This window comes from Hyalangium sp., assembly GCF_035629615.1.
Lineage (GTDB): Bacteria > Myxococcota > Myxococcia > Myxococcales > Myxococcaceae > Hyalangium.
This window is the reverse complement of record NZ_DASPHO010000731.1, coordinates 1-13,980: the sequence shown is the minus strand read 5'-3', so window position 1 is coordinate 13,980 and position 13,980 is coordinate 1. Positions and strand designations below refer to the sequence as shown.

Here is a 13,980-nt window from a genome sequence, read left to right as displayed (position 1 = left end):
AGACTGCGCGCGCCATGGGAACGAGCCAGCCGGTCCTGAGAGTCATCCAGGGTGGTCCTCAAGAGGACCGGCGGGCTTTCCTCCGTGAGCTGTATACGAAGCACGGCGGCAGCGTCCTCGGGCGCTGCCGTTACCTGTTGAAGGACACGGCGAAGGCAGAGGACGCGATGCATGACGTGTTCGCCCGCGCGCTCACCCACGCGGGCGACTACCGCGCCGAGGCCTCGCCGCTGACGTGGTTGATGAAGATCGCCACGCACCACTGCCTGAACCAGATCCGCTCGGAGCGGGCGGGCTGGCGGGGGTGGTTCGAGCGGGAAGAGGCGGCGAAGCCGGAGGGCCACGGGGGCGCGCAGGCCATGGAGACGCGGGACCTGGTGCGCAGGCTGCTGTCCCGGGTGGATGTGGAGACGCAGACAGCGGTCATCCACTACCACCTGGATGGGATGACGCTGGAGGAAGTGGCCGCGGCGTTGGGGCGCTCGGTGCCCACGGTGCGCAAGCGGCTGGAGCAGTTCGCGGAGCTGGGTGGAGAAGAGTTGAGGGTCCCATGAGCGCGCACCTGTCAGAGCATCCCTCCAAGTGGACGCTGAGCCGCCTGCACGCTGGCGAGCTGCCGACCGACGAGGCGACCCGGGCCCGGACCCACGCCGCCGACTGCGAGCAGTGCGGCGCCGTGCTCCGCGAGGCCCAGGAGGCCCAGAGCCAGTTCGAGGCGGAGATTCCCTTCGAGCGCTTCGAGGAAGGTGTCAATCGAGCCGAGGAGAAGGCCCGGAAGCTGGAGCGGGCCCGAGGCTCGAGCCAGCGGTGGATGGGCCCCGTGGTGGCCCTGGCGGCCACGGTGCTGCTGGTGGTGGCGGCGCGGCCCCTGCTCGCGACAAACACCGGGACAGGCGTGCGGACCAAGGGCGGCGCGGTGGCGGAGCTGCGCATCGGTGGCGGCGAAGGCTCGCAGCGGGTGGCGCGGACGGATGCGCCCGAGCCCCTGGCGCACGGCGAGCGCGTGCGGCTCGGCTACACACCAGAGACTCGCGGGTTCGTCCTGGCGCTGTCGGTCGACACGGCGGGTGAGGTGACGCCCCTCTATCCCGAGGCAGGGGAGAGCCTTCCGGTGGAGCCGGGCCCGGGCATGCACTGGCTGCCGGACAGCATCGAGTTCACCGGCTCGGGCACCGAGCGCGTGGTGGTGCTGCTGAGTGACGAACCGGTGAAGGTGGAGGAGGCCATAGCCGCCGCGCACCAGGCCTTCGAGCTGGGCGGGCGGGATGTCACGCAGCTGCCGCCGCTGGCCGTGGACGGAGACCAGACCCATTGGATGCTGCTCAAGCCGTGATGCGCACGCGAAGACACCTGGGCGCCCTCGCCCTCGCGCTGCTGCTGGCCACCACCGTGCAGGCGGAGCCGATGCGCCGCTTTGCCCTGGTGATCGGCAATGACGAGGGCGGCTCGGACACACGGCCCCTGAGCTACGCCCGCGAGGACGCGCGCAAGATGCACGGGCTCCTGTCGCGGCTCGGCGGAGTCTCTCTCGGGGACGCGCGGCTGCTGCTGAATGAAGAGGCGCAGGACGTCCTCACCACGCTGTCGAACCTGGAGGCCAGCATCAAGGCGGCCCAGGCTCGGGGCGAGCGCACCGCGCTGCTCGTCTACTACTCGGGCCACGCAAAGGACGGTGCGCTGCGGCTCGGGGTCACTCGGCTGCCCTTCGACACGTTCAAGCGGAGGCTGGCCGACGCGCCCGCGGACATCCGCATCGCCATCCTGGACTCGTGCCGCTCCGGCGCGCTGACGCGGACCAAGGGGGCCCGGCGTGCGCCCGCCTTCGAGATCGACTCCGGGGCCACACGGGACGCGCGGGGCCTGGTCATCCTCACCTCGAGCTCGGCGGATGAGGACTCACAGGAGTCGGACGCGATTGGCGGCAGCTACTTCTCCCACCACCTGAGCAGCGGGCTGCTGGGGGACGCGGATTGCTCCGGGGACGGCCAAGTGACGCTCTTCGAGGCGTACTCGCACGCGTACGCGCGGACGGTGGCGGACACGGCGGCCAGCAGCGCGGGGCCGCAGCACCCCACCTTCAGCTACGATCTGGCGGGCAACGGGGACCTGGTGATCACGAGCCTGCGCGCCTCCGAGGGCCTGGTGGTGCCGCGCACCGCGCCGGTGGGGGCCTACTACTTCGTCAATCCGGGCGGGCTGGTGGTGGCGGAGCTGGAGAAGGCTCCGGACACGGAGCGGCGGGTGGCGCTCGCCCCGGGCACGTACCGGGTGAAGCGCCGGATGGAGGATCGGCTGCGCATCGGCGAGGTGGAGGTGCGGCGTGGGCAGGAGACGGTGCTGGAGGAGTCCCGGCTGCGGGATGCGCCCTTCTCGGACGATCCGGTGAAGGGGGCCCGCGGGCGCGGCTCCTTCTGGACGGCGGGGCTGACGGGCGGCTACCACTCCTTCTTCAACCGGAGCATCCGCGAGACCCTGTTCCTCTCCGTGCCCATGCTGGGCGCCGAGGCGAACCTCCACAACTACTTCCGCGAGGACTGGGTGTGGAGCTTCGATGTGGCGCTGGGCGGGCGCGCCGCGATGCTGAACCTGGAGAGCTTGACGGGCGCCAGCTACCGCTACTCGGCGCTCCACCTGGGCACCTCCCTCACCACCGAGTGGCACGTGGGAGACCTGGCCCCCTTCGCCGGCGCGCGCCTCACGTATCTCTATATGGGCCGCAAGTTCGACGGGGCCGTCTTCCCGGATCAGTTCTACTCGACGTTCTCTCCCGGACTCGTGGCTGGCCTGCGCTATCGGCTTCTGCGCAGCCTCCACCTCACCGGGCGCGGCCGGATCCACTACCTCACCTACAATGTCCATGAACAAGGGGCCGCGAACCCCAACAGCTCCCTGGGCTTCTGGGAGCTGGCGGCGCTGGTGACCTATGAGCTCTAAGGAGCGCGCGATGCGAAACCTCTGGCCCGCACTCCTCTGTCTGCTGGCAGCGTGCGGCGGCAACTTCTCCAACGAGGATCTCGAGTACCTCAACGCGCTGCCCTCTCGGGAGGCGCTCGCCAGCAAGCTGCCCGGCACCGACACGAGCTCCGGCAGCGGCCTGGCGCAGCGCCGGGATCGGCTGGTGGTGGGAGACATCTCCCAGCTCTACATCGACACCCGGAAGGCCTCGGCCGACTTCAACGCCTCGCTGGATTCCCTGCTCGGCCTGCTCGAGAACATCCGCACCGTGCCGCCCACCACGCGCGAGCCGGATCGCCGCACCTGGGGGCCCTGGCCGGACCGCAACCAGCCTGGGCACCAGGTCCGCTTCCTGATGGATCGCGCTGGCGACTCCTTCGACTACCGGCTCCAGTTCAAGCCCTCGGCCGCCGGGGAGGAGGCCTGGTGGTCCTTCCTGGAGGGTTCCTTCAAGGCGGACGCGGGCATCCGCGTCGGGGAGGGCGAGCTGCACCTCTTCATCGACGACGCGGTGGCCCAGGGCCTCAACGTGGGAGGCCTCCGCGGGCTCAAGCAGCTCGACGTCGGGTACCAGAACAAGGCGCTGCCCACGCGCGTGGAGATGATCTTCAGTGCGCAGCCCACGCCTCCCCTCACCACGGCCACGCAGGTCCGCTACAACTACCGGGAGCTGCCCGGGGGCCTGGGGGAGATGCGCTTCCTGCTGACGGACACGGACGCGGTGCCGGGCAACCTGCGCGAGGACGTGGAGATCACCAGCCGGTGGACGCCGAACAGCGGGGGCGTGGCCACCTTCGTCATCCTCCAGGGAGACCTCCTGGGTGCCAGCTACAGGGAGTGCTGGGACGCCCAGAACAAGGTCACCTTCGCCAAGAGGAGCTGGGAGCTGTTCGGCATCGGCAAGGGCAGTGACTGCCCGGATCTCTCCGGCTTCGATGGTTGACTCCCCAATCACCTGCGGCACCAGCGAACATGACGCAGTGCGTCTGAGATACGAAAAAATTGGCCGATGTCAGGACGGCTTGTTAGGCAGGCAGCCCCACCCGCCCGGCTCTCGGACGGCTCCCTCGATCGGGGAATGGCGGCCGGCCATCCCCTCGCACCTCGAAGTCCGGTGGCGCGGTGGTTCAAACCTCAGGAGGTTTACACAATGAAGGCAAATCGTCTGTTCATCGCGTGTGTGGCAGCGCTCTCCCTGGCGGCCTGCGGTGGTGGCACTGAGCTCGCCGCCGTGCTGTCGGGTGCGGCCGAGAAGCCCACGGCGGTCACCACCGGCGCCAGCGGCAGCGCCACGGTCACCGTGGATGGCAAGAAGCTCGAGGTGTCCGGCAGCTTCAAGGATCTGACCGCCAATACTTCGGGTGCCCACATCCATGGGCCGGCGGACGAAAACAGCACCGCTGGCATCATCTGCAACCTGTCCGTGCCGACATCGACCAACGGTTCCATCAGCGCAGGCTCGGGGGCGATGTCGTGTGGCGACATCGAGCTGAGTGACGAGCTGATCCAAGCCTTCGAGAGCGGCAGGACGTACGTCAACATCCATACCGTCGGCGCGAACGCGGCGGGTGAGATCCGCGGCCAGCTCATCAAGAAGTAGCACCTGAAGGGAGCCTCCCCAGGCTCCCCAGGGTCCCCGGGGCAGGTCGAGCCTCTGTCTGCTCGCCTGCCCCGCCCCGTTGTCCTTCCTTGACTCCACCGGGCCTGCTCTTTAGGTTCCGGGGCTCTCAAGAGACGCCTGAAGGGATTCCATGGCCCGCATTACCGTCGAAGACTGCCTCCCCCTCGTCGACAACCGCTTCGCCCTGGTGCTGCTTGGCGCCAAGCGCGCCCGCCAGCTCATGGCCGGCGCCCGCCCCATCATCGAGATCTCCAAGAACAAGCCACCCGTGCTCTCCCTCCGGGAGGTGGCCACCGGCCGCGTGAAGTTCGACCGTGACGTGCGCGAGGCGCTGTCCGGCAAGTACTCCAGCGAAGAGGCCAAGGCCGCTGCCGCCGCAGGCAACCCTGGCGCTCCGACGCCGCCCCCGGCCGTCTGAACCCGAGCTCCCACTGGGAGCTCACCCCGGGGGAGTCGAGTCTCCCGCGCGCAGCAGCCTGATCGCGCGCACGGCGATGGACTTCTCCCCCTTGTAGCCCAGCACGGGGACGAGCTGCGCCAGCGGCACCCAGCGCGTCTCGTCCACCTCCACGCGCGGGCCGGGAGGAAGCACTCCCAGCTCGCCTGCCTGGTAGCGGAACAGGAAGAAGTGGACGCGCTTGAAGATGCGCTGCCCACGGAACTGGTACACGTAGCGGATCTCCCCCAGAGAGGCCATGAGGCTGGCGGTGAGGCCCGTCTCCTCGCGGACTTCACGCAGGGCGGTCTGCTCGGGCGTCTCGCCAGGATCCACGTGCCCCTTGGGCAGCGCCCACAGGAGGCGACCGTGGGGGCGGATCACGGCCACCTCCCAGCTCCCCACGTTCTCGCGGATGACCACACCTCCGGCGGACGCCTCGCGCGGCATACGGGCCGCACCCTACCCTGAAGCGAGCCGCCCGTGTGGCCGGCCTACGTGCCGCTCGAGAAGTGGCGCAGCTTGGCCTCGGCCCCCAGCCGGTAGGCGTAGCGCAGCTCGGACAGCAGCCGATCCAGCCGGCGCCCGGCCACATGCCCCATGAGCCGGGTGCAGAAGGTACGGGACAGCCGGTTGGCCTCCTCGTACCGCCAGCGCTCCTGAGAGGACAGGCGCGAGCGGTAAGAGACGCGCTCGAACAGCCGGTGCAGCAGCTCGTCGGACCAGGCCTTCACCCCCTCGCCCCAGCGGTGCAGCAGGCAGACGGCGAACTTGTCCACCTCCGCCTGGGCCTCCAGTTCCAGCAGTGACAGGGCCCGCCCATGTGATGCTGTGTGCGCCACGTAGAGGAAGTGTGAGACGCCTTCAGCCAGCTGGCAGTACCCATCCAGATCCCCGTCCAGGAGGTACCCCACCGGGCCTGCCTCGTAAGGCTTGAGCCGGTCCAGCAGCGCGGGCGACAGGTACAGGGCCAGCTCCAGATCGCCCTGCTCCTCCCCTTCGGCGACCAGGAGCTCTTCCTCCGCGCGGCCCGTGGCGCCCAGCTGCACGGCGGCCTCCGTGTCCACCACGAAGGTCTCGGCCCGCGCAGCGCAGGTGATGCCGTAGATGGCCTCCAGGTGATCCTGGATGCGACTGATCATGCACGCTCCCGGCTAGCTAGTTGGGCAGGCGCCCCTTGGGCGACAGCACTCCGGCGTCCACCAACACCCGCTCCAGCTTGTTGCTACCGGTGCGCACCCACGTCTCGTAGACCTTGAGCGTCCCCGTGGGCCCGCCCCGCACCATGCCGCGCGCGGAGATCTCCTCCAGCACCTCCACGAGCGCCCGGAACTTCGCGCACAGCTCCCGGTACACGTCCGCGAACCCCGCCGGCGGAGACAGCTCGGCCACGTGCCCGTACGCCGTCCCCCCCATCTGGATGTAGTAGTCCGACCCCACCACGCTGCTCTGCAGGGCGCCCGCGAAGAAGCCCGCCTTATAGAGAGAGACGTCCCCCAGGCGGCGGAGCGTCCGGATGCGCTCCTCGCGCTCTTGCTGGAGGGCCCGGTGGTACAGCACGGCCAGGGGCTCGTGGTCCTTGCGGCCCTCCTGCTCCTGGCTGAACAGCTTGTCCGAGGTCGCAAACTCAGTGAGCAGGTTGACCAGGTAGAACTCGGTCAGCTCTGCGATCACCACCCGCTGGCGCTGAATGACCTCGACCAGCACCGACTTGAAGAACTCCTTCAGAGAAGAACCCGTCACCAGTTCACTCATAGACATCGTCCTCCATCCCCCAGAGCCGAGGGGGCCACCTGGAAGGGTACCAACGGGCACTCCCCGCAGCAAAGGGTGACCCCAATCATTTCAAGCACTTACGCTGGCACTCTCTAGGGGAGAGTGCCAATCCCGCGAGGTGTGAGCACCGGGCCGCCCAGGCTGGCCAGAGGGTCAGCGGGCTGGAAAAAGGCTGTCAGGACGCTTGGTTAACTGAACACAAGGACCTGCGTCAGGGTCGCTTGACGAGGTGACTTCCCTGGTTATTATCCCGCGCGCTTGAGCATTAGCACTCGGCAGCCACGAGTGCTAAGGGCCCCGGACACTCAGGCCCCTACACACCCTGGCGCACGGTCTCTACCGGGCGCCTTCCGCAATAAGGAGACCCATCATGAAGATTCGCCCCCTGCAGGATCGCCTCATCGTCAAGCGCGTGGCCGAGGAGAACAAGACGAAGGGCGGCCTGTTCATCCCCGACACGGCCAAGGAGAAGCCGCTGGAGGGCCATGTGGTTGCCGTCGGCAATGGCAAGGTGCTGGAGGACGGCAAGGTCCGCCCGATGGACATCAAGGCCGGTGACACCATCCTCTTCAGCAAGTACGCGGGCACCGAGATCAAGATCGACGGTGAGGAGCACCTGATCCTCCGCGAGGAGGATGTGCTGGGCGTGATCGAGAAGTAGTCCCTGCTTTTCTCCCCTTTCCTCCAGAGGAATAAAACATGGCGAAAGACATCATTTTCGACGTACGCGCACGTGAGGCCATCCTCCGTGGCGTGAACATCCTGGCCGACGCGGTCAAGGTCACCCTGGGCCCCAAGGGCCGCAACGTGGTCATCGAGAAGAGCTTCGGCTCCCCCACCATCACCAAGGACGGCGTCACCGTCGCCAAGGAGATCGAGCTCGAGAACAAGTTCGAGAACATGGGCGCGCAGATGGTGAAGGAGGTCGCCTCGAAGACCTCTGACGTGGCCGGCGACGGCACCACCACCGCCACCGTGCTGGCGCAGGCCATCTTCCGCGAGGGCGCCAAGCTGGTGGCCGCCGGGCACAACCCGATGGACATCAAGCGCGGCATCGACAAGGCCGTGACCGCCATCGTGGGCGAGCTGAAGAAGCTGGCCAAGCCGACCAAGGACAAGAAGGAGATCGCCCAGGTCGGCACCATCTCCGCCAACGGCGACACCACCATCGGCCAGATCATCGCGGACGCGATGGAGAAGGTCGGCAAGGAGGGCGTCATCACGGTGGAGGAGGCCAAGGGCCTGGACACCACGCTGGACGTGGTGGAGGGCATGCAGTTCGACCGCGGCTACCTCTCTCCGTACTTCGTGACGGATCCGGACCGCATGGAGGCCGTCCTCAACGATCCGTACATCCTCATCCACGAGAAGAAGATCTCGTCGATGAAGGACCTGTTGCCCATCCTCGAGCAGGTGGCCCGGGGCGGCAAGCCGCTGCTGATCATCGCCGAGGAAGTGGAGGGCGAGGCCCTGGCCACCCTGGTGGTGAACAAGATCCGTGGCGTGCTGAGCGTGGCCGCGGTGAAGGCGCCGGGCTTCGGTGATCGCCGCAAGGCCATGCTGGAGGACATTGCCACCCTCACCGGCGGCCGCATGATCGCCGAGGACCTGGGCATCAAGCTGGACACGCTGACGCTGGCCGACCTGGGCCGCGCCAAGCGCGTCACGATCGACAAGGACAACACCACGATCGTCGACGGGGCCGGCGCCCAGAAGGACATCGAGGCGCGCGTCAAGCAGATCCGTGCGCAGATCGAGGAGACCACCAGCGACTACGACCGCGAGAAGCTCCAGGAGCGCCTGGCGAAGCTCGTGGGCGGCGTGGCGGTGATCAACGTCGGCGCGGCCACCGAGACCGAGATGAAGGAGAAGAAGGCTCGCGTGGAGGATGCGCTCAACGCCACCCGCGCGGCCGTCGAGGAGGGCGTGGTGCCTGGCGGCGGTGTGGCCTACCTGCGCTGCGCCAAGGCGCTGGACACGCTCAAGGTGGACGCGGGTGAGAAGTTCGGCGTGGACATCATCCGCCGCTCCATCGAGGAGCCGCTGCGTCAGATCGTCGGCAACGGCGGCCTGGAGGGCAGCGTGGTGGTGAACAAGGTCAAGGAGGGCACGGGCTCGTACGGCTTCAACGCCGCGACCGGTGTCTACGAGGACCTGCTGGCCGCGGGCGTCATGGATCCGGCCAAGGTGAGCCGCACGGCGCTGCAGAACGCGGCCTCCGTGTCCTCGCTGATGCTGACCACCGAGGCGATGGTGGCGGAGCATCCGAAGGCGGACGATGACAAGGCCTCGGCCGGCGGCGGCGGCGGCATGGGCGGCATGGGCGGCATGGGCGGTATGGGCATGTAGTCGCCCCCTCGCCCGGCGCCCTGCGCGCCAGGTGAGAACGGCCTCCGGTTCCTTCTGGGAGCCGGGGGCCGTCTGCTTTTACAGGGTAAGGTGGCGCGCGGCTGCCAAGCCCCTTAGGTTTGCTGGAATACAGCCAGGAGAGCTCTCGTGAAGCCGGTGAAGATCTACACCACCACCTACTGTGGCTACTGCATTCGGGCGAAGGACCTGCTCAAGCGCAAGGGCGTGGACTACGAGGAGGTGGACGTCACCGGGGACGACGACATGCGCACCAAGCTGGTGGAGATGAGTGGCGGCCAGCGCACGGTGCCGCAGATCTTCATCGGCGAGGCGCATGTGGGCGGCTACTCGGACCTGGCCCACCTGGACCGAGAAGGCCGGCTGGATCCGATGCTCCAGGGCTGAGGCAGGCAGGCGAGCAGGCCCCGACGGTGTCCCCCCTGGCGTGAATAGGTTCCTGGGAGCGACAGGAACCTCACCCAGATGGAGGCGGCACATGGCTGGTGAAGAGCAACAGACGGGGACCCGGGACGAGCACTACAACCTGATCAGCGCGCTGTACCACATGCTCAAGGGCGCATCGACAGCCGAGCAGTACATCCGCGACGCCCAGGAGGCAGGTGATCAGGAGCTGGTCCAGTTCTTCAAGGACTGGCAGGACGAGCAGCGCAACCTCGCCGAGCGGGCGAAGAACTTCCTCAGCAGCCGGATGATCCACGCGGGAGCGGGCGTCGGGGGCGGGAAGAAGGGGGCCGGCAAGGCCGCGGGCAGGCGCGAGGGGAGAGACGTCACCAACGCCAACGTGAAGTCCGGTGGCAACGCGCAGGACGACATCGTGGACGAGGAGTCCAAGGAGTCCTTCCCCGCCAGTGACTCGCCCGCCCGTTACTAGCGAGCGGGTCCGGCCCGCGGAGTCCTGCTGGATTCCGCGGGGCCGATGATCTTGACTCACCGGCCGTGAACCGTGCCGGCCCGTTGCCCCGTGGTGCCCTGCTGCTGCTGGCCCTCCTGGGCGCCGCGTGCAGCTCGGCGTACAAGATCCAGCGCGACATGCCCTCGGAGCTGTCCGCCTCCGCGGTGGTGGTCTACCCCTTCCTCTTCCGGTGGCCGGAGCCGGCCTTCCGCTCCTTCGAGCTGTCCCAGCGGCTCATCGACGTGGCGCTCTCCGAGGCCGGCGAGCAGGCCTTCTTCTTCGGCCCCTCCGAGTTCAAGCTCTACCGCCCCGAGGATGACAACGCCTGGGCCGCCAGCACCGCCGTCACCCTGCTGGCGCCCTACGGTGTCCGGCCGGACCAGGCGCTGGTGCTACGGGCCTGGGCGGAGCGCCGCATCCAGTCCGCGCAGGGCGAGCTGCTGGACGCGCAGGGCCGCCCCATTGGCCAGAGCACGGTGGAGGAGACGACCTACCTGGGCCACGTGGAGCTGGTGCACCCCTCCACCCAGCGGCGGGTGCTGGAGATCTCCGGAGAGGCCCAGGCGGATCCCTTCGCCGAGCGCTCGGATGACGGCGCGGATCCGGCCCCCGAGCTCACCCGGCTCATGGAGGAGCTCACCCGCCAGGCACTCCGAGCCCTGGACGAGCACCTGCACGCCCCGCGCGAGCCCTCCCCTGCCCCGGCCACGGTGGCGCTCGTGCCCTGGAAGGCCTTCGAGTACTCCGATGAGGGCCGCCCCGCGCATGTGGGCGCGCTCGCGCTGATGGACCCGCTGGACGGAGAGATCCTTCGCCAGCAGCGCCTGCGCTTTGCCAACCCGAGGGTGGAGACATCCATCCTGGATCGAATGATCCGGCTTCCTGAAGGGCTGTACGTCCTGTCCGCACCCGAGGCCGGCAAGCTGGCACCGGGCGACCTCCTCCTCCAGATCGACGGGCAGACCGCCCTGCCCCACGTGCTGGCGCGGACCCGGCTTGGGCCCACCCCGGCGCAGGCCCAGGTCCGGCGTGTGGACGGGGGCACCTCTCAGATTCTCCTGCCGTGAGTTTGTTTGTCTTGCCCCCCACGTCCAAACGCCCATAAACAGGGCCCCTCCAGAGCATGCCGGGCTGCTGTGGGCGGCCCGGGTTGAAGGCGAGCACCCATGAGCGACAAGCCCGAAGTCACCCAGTCCGTCTTGACGGAAGCCGAAGGTCGCCCCGTACGCATCCAGGTGCGCGAGTGGACGGTGGAGGTCTCCGCCGGGCCGGACAAGGGCAAGAAGATCACCACCCAGGACTCGCTGGTGCGGGTGGGCTCGGATTCCGCGAGCGATCTGGTCCTCACCGATCCCACCGTCAGCCGTCGGCATCTGGAGATCGAGCGCACCCCGAAGGGGTTGGTGCTGAGGGATCTCGGCAGCCGCAACGGCACATACCTGGACGGGCGGCAGGTGATCCAGGTGGTGCTGCAGTCCGGCGACAAGGTGCAGCTGGGCAAGACGAAGCTGTCCATCAAGCCGGACACCCGCACCACCGAGGTGGAGGTGCCCTCGGGTGCGGACTCGTTCGGCTCGCTGGTGGGCGCCTCGGAGCGCATGCGCCTGCTCTTCTCGGATCTGCGCCGCATCGCCCGCGAGGACATGAACCTCCTCATCGAGGGCGAGACGGGCACGGGCAAGGAGCTGGGCGCGCGCGCGGTGCACCAGCACTCGGGGCGGCGGCACGGGCCTTTCAAAGTCGTGGACTGCAACCTCATCACCGAGGAGAAGGCGGAGCGGGAGCTGTTTGGCTCCATGCGCGCGGCGGATGACGAGGACAAGGGCGTGGTCGGAGTCTTCGAGGCGGCCCAGGGCGGCACCCTCTTCCTGGACGAGGTGGGCGAGCTGCCCCTGGCGCTCCAGCCCAAGCTGCTGCGCGTGCTGGAGACGCGCGAGGTGCCCACGCTGAATGGCGGCACGGTGCCGGTGAACGTGCGCGTCATCGCCTCCACCCACCGCAACCTGGAGGAGGATGTGCGCCAGGGCCGCTTCCGCGCGGATCTGTACTTCCGGCTGGCGGTGGCGCGCGTGCGGCTGCCGCCCCTGCGCACCCGGCGCGAGGACATCCCCGTGCTGGCCCACTCGCTGCTGCAGGCGCTGAAGGCCAACTTCGAGCTCACCCCGCAGACGCTGGCCCTCTTCGAGGGCTATGACTGGCCGGGCAACGTGCGGGAGCTGCGCAACGTGCTGGAGCGCGGCGCCCTCATGCAGGAGACGGGCAACACCAGCTGGCTGGACTTCATGGCCCAGCCCCAGCAGAAGCCCGAGGAGGGCACGGCCCCCACCACCAGCGTGGGCGCCCTGGTGGTCGTCATGAACTACCACGAGGCGAAGGATCGGGTGCTCGCGGACTTCGAGCGCTTCTACTTCGCCGAGGTGATGAAGGAAGTGGGCTTTGACATGAAGGCCGCCGAGCAGCGCACCGGCCTGTCCATGCAGAGCCTCTACCGGCTGTTGAAGAAGAACGGGCTGCGCCTCAAGGACCTCAAGAACGCCGAGGGCCTCGAGAAGTAGGAGCCCGCATACCCCCACGGAGAGGAAAACACACATGTTGCGACGTCTCGCCATCGCATCCGTCCTCGTCACTGCAGCCTGCGCCGGCCAGCAGAAGCCTGCTGCCGCCGCCGCCGCCGCTGCCTCGGTGCAGGAGCGCATGCGCATCACCAACCAGCCCGTCTTCGACGTGGCGCTCTGCCACGCGCGCCAGCTCGAGCTGCCCCAGCCGCCCAACCAGGGCATCCTGGTGGGCGCGCTCGTGACCACCCGCTCGCAGGTGATGGAGTGCCTGGTGGATCCGAAGGATCGCGGCCCCGCGGCGACCACCAAGGTCACGATCAAGACCACCGTCAACGAGCAGTCCGCCACCCACACCGTCACCGGCGAGAACCTCACCCCCGAGGGCCAGGCCTGCGTCCAGAACGCCGTGAACAAGGCGATCCCGCTCCAGCCGCTGGCCAAGGGCTTGATGCCCGTGGAGGCGGAGGCCTCGTTCATCCACGAGCTGAACAACAGCCCCGCGGTGACGTTCGGCGTGAATGAGGGCTCGGACTTCTCCGGCCAGGTCCGGCTCGCTCAGCCGCAGTGGTGTGACTGCTACGCCGCCTTCACCACCCAGGCGCCGCCGGTGGTCAGCGCGAAGATCACCCTGAAGAAGGCCTCGCCGACACCGGCCGCCGTCGTCTTCGAGCCGAGCGGCAGCACCGAGGGCGATCAGCTGGCGGCCTGCCTGCAGCAGAAGCTCGCCGCGCTGCCTGCCAAGGTGAGCTCGGACGAGCTGAGCTTCCCGCACCGCTTCGTCCACTTCCACGCGCAGGCCACCGAGCCGGCGGCGAGCCTGCCGCCGGAGCTGCGCTTCTACCAGATGGAGCTGGTGCGCGGTCAGCGCGCGGCGGACTCGGCCATCGCCTTCGGCCTGCGCGCCAATGCGGCCGAGACGTACGACGCCATTGTCGCCAAGTACCAGAAGACGAAGGACTGGAAGCTCGTCCCCGAGCTGAAGGAGAAGTGCGCCGGGCTGGTGAAGGCCGCCGACGGCTGGCTCGCCGCGATCGAGGCGCAGCAGGCAGCGGAGCAGGCCACGGTGACGCTCGTCCAGGAGCTGAAGGCCAAGGAGGAGGGCTGGGCCACCGTGGAGGTCAAGAGCCAGGAAGCTTTGACGGCCACCCAGAAGGATCTGGAGACGGCGAAGCAGCGCCGCCAGGCGGACGAGGCGGCCTGCCCCAAGGAGCGGGGCAAGTAGCCGCTCGGAAGTGAGCCGGGCTCCCGCCACCTGCTGACGGGAGGCTCGAGACGACGAAGGCGTGGGACCCGCTCATGGGGCCCGCGCCTTTTTCATGGGTCCGGTGTGAATCGGAGACGTGGTTTCCATTCACGCGGCGCGGCTGGCGCG

16 protein-coding genes are annotated in these 13,980 nt (G+C 68.5%); 13 read left to right on the top strand and 3 right to left on the bottom strand.

Annotated elements, in window-relative coordinates:
• Positions 1-14: 14 nt before the first annotated feature.
• From VD972_RS36360 to rpoZ, 6 genes are all read left to right on the top strand, one after another.
• Positions 15-554, top strand: a complete 540-nt coding sequence (locus VD972_RS36360; RefSeq protein ID WP_324993410.1) for a sigma-70 family RNA polymerase sigma factor — start codon at positions 15-17, stop codon at positions 552-554.
• Entirely contained in the window at positions 551-1,333 is a 783-nt protein-coding gene (locus VD972_RS36355; RefSeq protein WP_324993409.1) for an ACP synthase, read from the top strand. Before VD972_RS36360 ends, VD972_RS36355 begins: the two co-directional genes overlap by 4 nt.
• The gene (locus tag VD972_RS36350; protein ID WP_324993408.1) at positions 1,333-2,934 is read left to right on the top strand and encodes a caspase family protein; all 1,602 of its coding nucleotides are present in this window, start codon (positions 1,333-1,335) and stop codon (positions 2,932-2,934) included. The genes VD972_RS36355 and VD972_RS36350 overlap by 1 nt, the downstream gene beginning before the upstream one ends.
• A gap of 10 nt (positions 2,935-2,944) precedes the next feature.
• Positions 2,945-3,898, top strand: coding sequence for a hypothetical protein (locus tag VD972_RS36345; protein ID WP_324993407.1), 954 nt, complete (start codon positions 2,945-2,947; stop codon positions 3,896-3,898).
• A gap of 207 nt (positions 3,899-4,105) precedes the next feature.
• The gene (locus VD972_RS36340) at positions 4,106-4,555 is read left to right on the top strand and encodes a CHRD domain-containing protein (RefSeq protein ID WP_324993406.1); all 450 of its coding nucleotides are present in this window, start codon (positions 4,106-4,108) and stop codon (positions 4,553-4,555) included.
• Between the two features lie 151 nt (positions 4,556-4,706).
• Positions 4,707-4,994: a DNA-directed RNA polymerase subunit omega gene (rpoZ, locus tag VD972_RS36335; protein WP_324993405.1), complete on the top strand. Its 288-nt coding sequence runs from the start codon at positions 4,707-4,709 to the stop codon at positions 4,992-4,994.
• Positions 4,995-5,015: 21 nt separating this feature from the next.
• Here rpoZ and VD972_RS36330 read toward each other — a convergent pair whose 3' ends face one another.
• The 3 genes from VD972_RS36330 to VD972_RS36320 are packed head-to-tail and all read right to left on the bottom strand — an operon-like array spanning position 5,016 to position 6,767.
• Positions 5,016-5,462 (bottom strand): NUDIX hydrolase, encoded by a 447-nt coding sequence (locus VD972_RS36330; RefSeq protein ID WP_324993404.1) that lies wholly within the window; start codon positions 5,460-5,462, stop codon positions 5,016-5,018.
• A gap of 44 nt (positions 5,463-5,506) precedes the next feature.
• Positions 5,507-6,154 (bottom strand): hypothetical protein, encoded by a 648-nt coding sequence (locus VD972_RS36325; protein ID WP_324993403.1) that lies wholly within the window; start codon positions 6,152-6,154, stop codon positions 5,507-5,509.
• A gap of 16 nt (positions 6,155-6,170) precedes the next feature.
• Positions 6,171-6,767, bottom strand: coding sequence for a hypothetical protein (locus VD972_RS36320; RefSeq protein ID WP_324993402.1), 597 nt, complete (start codon positions 6,765-6,767; stop codon positions 6,171-6,173).
• A 391-nt stretch (positions 6,768-7,158) separates the two neighbouring features.
• Here VD972_RS36320 and groES point away from each other — a divergent pair, with 391 nt between their 5' ends.
• The 7 genes from groES to VD972_RS36285 all read left to right on the top strand — a co-directional run bounded on the left by groES (position 7,159) and on the right by VD972_RS36285 (position 13,830).
• Positions 7,159-7,449, top strand: coding sequence for a co-chaperone GroES (gene groES, locus VD972_RS36315; RefSeq protein ID WP_324993401.1), 291 nt, complete (start codon positions 7,159-7,161; stop codon positions 7,447-7,449).
• 38 nt (positions 7,450-7,487) lie between these two features.
• A complete protein-coding gene (gene groL / locus VD972_RS36310; RefSeq protein WP_324993400.1) occupies positions 7,488-9,137 on the top strand; it encodes a chaperonin GroEL in 1,650 nt (549 codons plus the stop codon).
• A gap of 147 nt (positions 9,138-9,284) precedes the next feature.
• Positions 9,285-9,542, top strand: coding sequence for a glutaredoxin 3 (gene grxC / locus VD972_RS36305; protein ID WP_324993399.1), 258 nt, complete (start codon positions 9,285-9,287; stop codon positions 9,540-9,542).
• 91 nt (positions 9,543-9,633) lie between these two features.
• Complete coding sequence (locus tag VD972_RS36300; RefSeq protein ID WP_324993398.1) at positions 9,634-10,029, top strand: hypothetical protein; 396 nt, start codon at positions 9,634-9,636, stop codon at positions 10,027-10,029.
• 65 nt (positions 10,030-10,094) lie between these two features.
• Positions 10,095-11,117 carry a hypothetical protein gene (locus tag VD972_RS36295; protein WP_324993397.1) on the top strand — a complete coding sequence of 341 codons (1,023 nt, stop codon included), beginning with the start codon at positions 10,095-10,097 and terminating at the stop codon, positions 11,115-11,117.
• A 99-nt stretch (positions 11,118-11,216) separates the two neighbouring features.
• The gene (locus VD972_RS36290; protein WP_324993396.1) at positions 11,217-12,605 is read left to right on the top strand and encodes a sigma 54-interacting transcriptional regulator; all 1,389 of its coding nucleotides are present in this window, start codon (positions 11,217-11,219) and stop codon (positions 12,603-12,605) included.
• A gap of 34 nt (positions 12,606-12,639) precedes the next feature.
• A complete protein-coding gene (locus VD972_RS36285) occupies positions 12,640-13,830 on the top strand; it encodes a hypothetical protein (protein ID WP_324993395.1) in 1,191 nt (396 codons plus the stop codon).
• Positions 13,831-13,980 lie beyond the last annotated feature (150 nt).

What these genes read in the sequence shown, in the direction of transcription:
- groES (WP_324993401.1), top strand. Translation starts at nt 7,159, where the DNA reads ATGAAGATTCGCCCCCTGCAGGATCGCCTCATCGTCAAGCGCGTGGCC.
- VD972_RS36325 (WP_324993403.1), bottom strand. Translation starts at nt 6,154, where the DNA reads ATGATCAGTCGCATCCAGGATCACCTGGAGGCCATCTACGGCATCACC.
- VD972_RS36290 (WP_324993396.1), top strand. Translation starts at nt 11,217, where the DNA reads ATGAGCGACAAGCCCGAAGTCACCCAGTCCGTCTTGACGGAAGCCGAA.
- groL (WP_324993400.1), top strand. Translation starts at nt 7,488, where the DNA reads ATGGCGAAAGACATCATTTTCGACGTACGCGCACGTGAGGCCATCCTC.
- VD972_RS36340 (WP_324993406.1), top strand. Translation starts at nt 4,106, where the DNA reads ATGAAGGCAAATCGTCTGTTCATCGCGTGTGTGGCAGCGCTCTCCCTG.
- VD972_RS36345 (WP_324993407.1), top strand. Translation starts at nt 2,945, where the DNA reads ATGCGAAACCTCTGGCCCGCACTCCTCTGTCTGCTGGCAGCGTGCGGC.
- VD972_RS36350 (WP_324993408.1), top strand. Translation starts at nt 1,333, where the DNA reads ATGCGCACGCGAAGACACCTGGGCGCCCTCGCCCTCGCGCTGCTGCTG.
- VD972_RS36300 (WP_324993398.1), top strand. Translation starts at nt 9,634, where the DNA reads ATGGCTGGTGAAGAGCAACAGACGGGGACCCGGGACGAGCACTACAAC.
- VD972_RS36355 (WP_324993409.1), top strand. Translation starts at nt 551, where the DNA reads ATGAGCGCGCACCTGTCAGAGCATCCCTCCAAGTGGACGCTGAGCCGC.
- VD972_RS36360 (WP_324993410.1), top strand. Translation starts at nt 15, where the DNA reads ATGGGAACGAGCCAGCCGGTCCTGAGAGTCATCCAGGGTGGTCCTCAA.
- rpoZ (WP_324993405.1), top strand. Translation starts at nt 4,707, where the DNA reads ATGGCCCGCATTACCGTCGAAGACTGCCTCCCCCTCGTCGACAACCGC.
- VD972_RS36320 (WP_324993402.1), bottom strand. Translation starts at nt 6,767, where the DNA reads ATGAGTGAACTGGTGACGGGTTCTTCTCTGAAGGAGTTCTTCAAGTCG.
- VD972_RS36330 (WP_324993404.1), bottom strand. Translation starts at nt 5,462, where the DNA reads ATGCCGCGCGAGGCGTCCGCCGGAGGTGTGGTCATCCGCGAGAACGTG.
- VD972_RS36285 (WP_324993395.1), top strand. Translation starts at nt 12,640, where the DNA reads ATGTTGCGACGTCTCGCCATCGCATCCGTCCTCGTCACTGCAGCCTGC.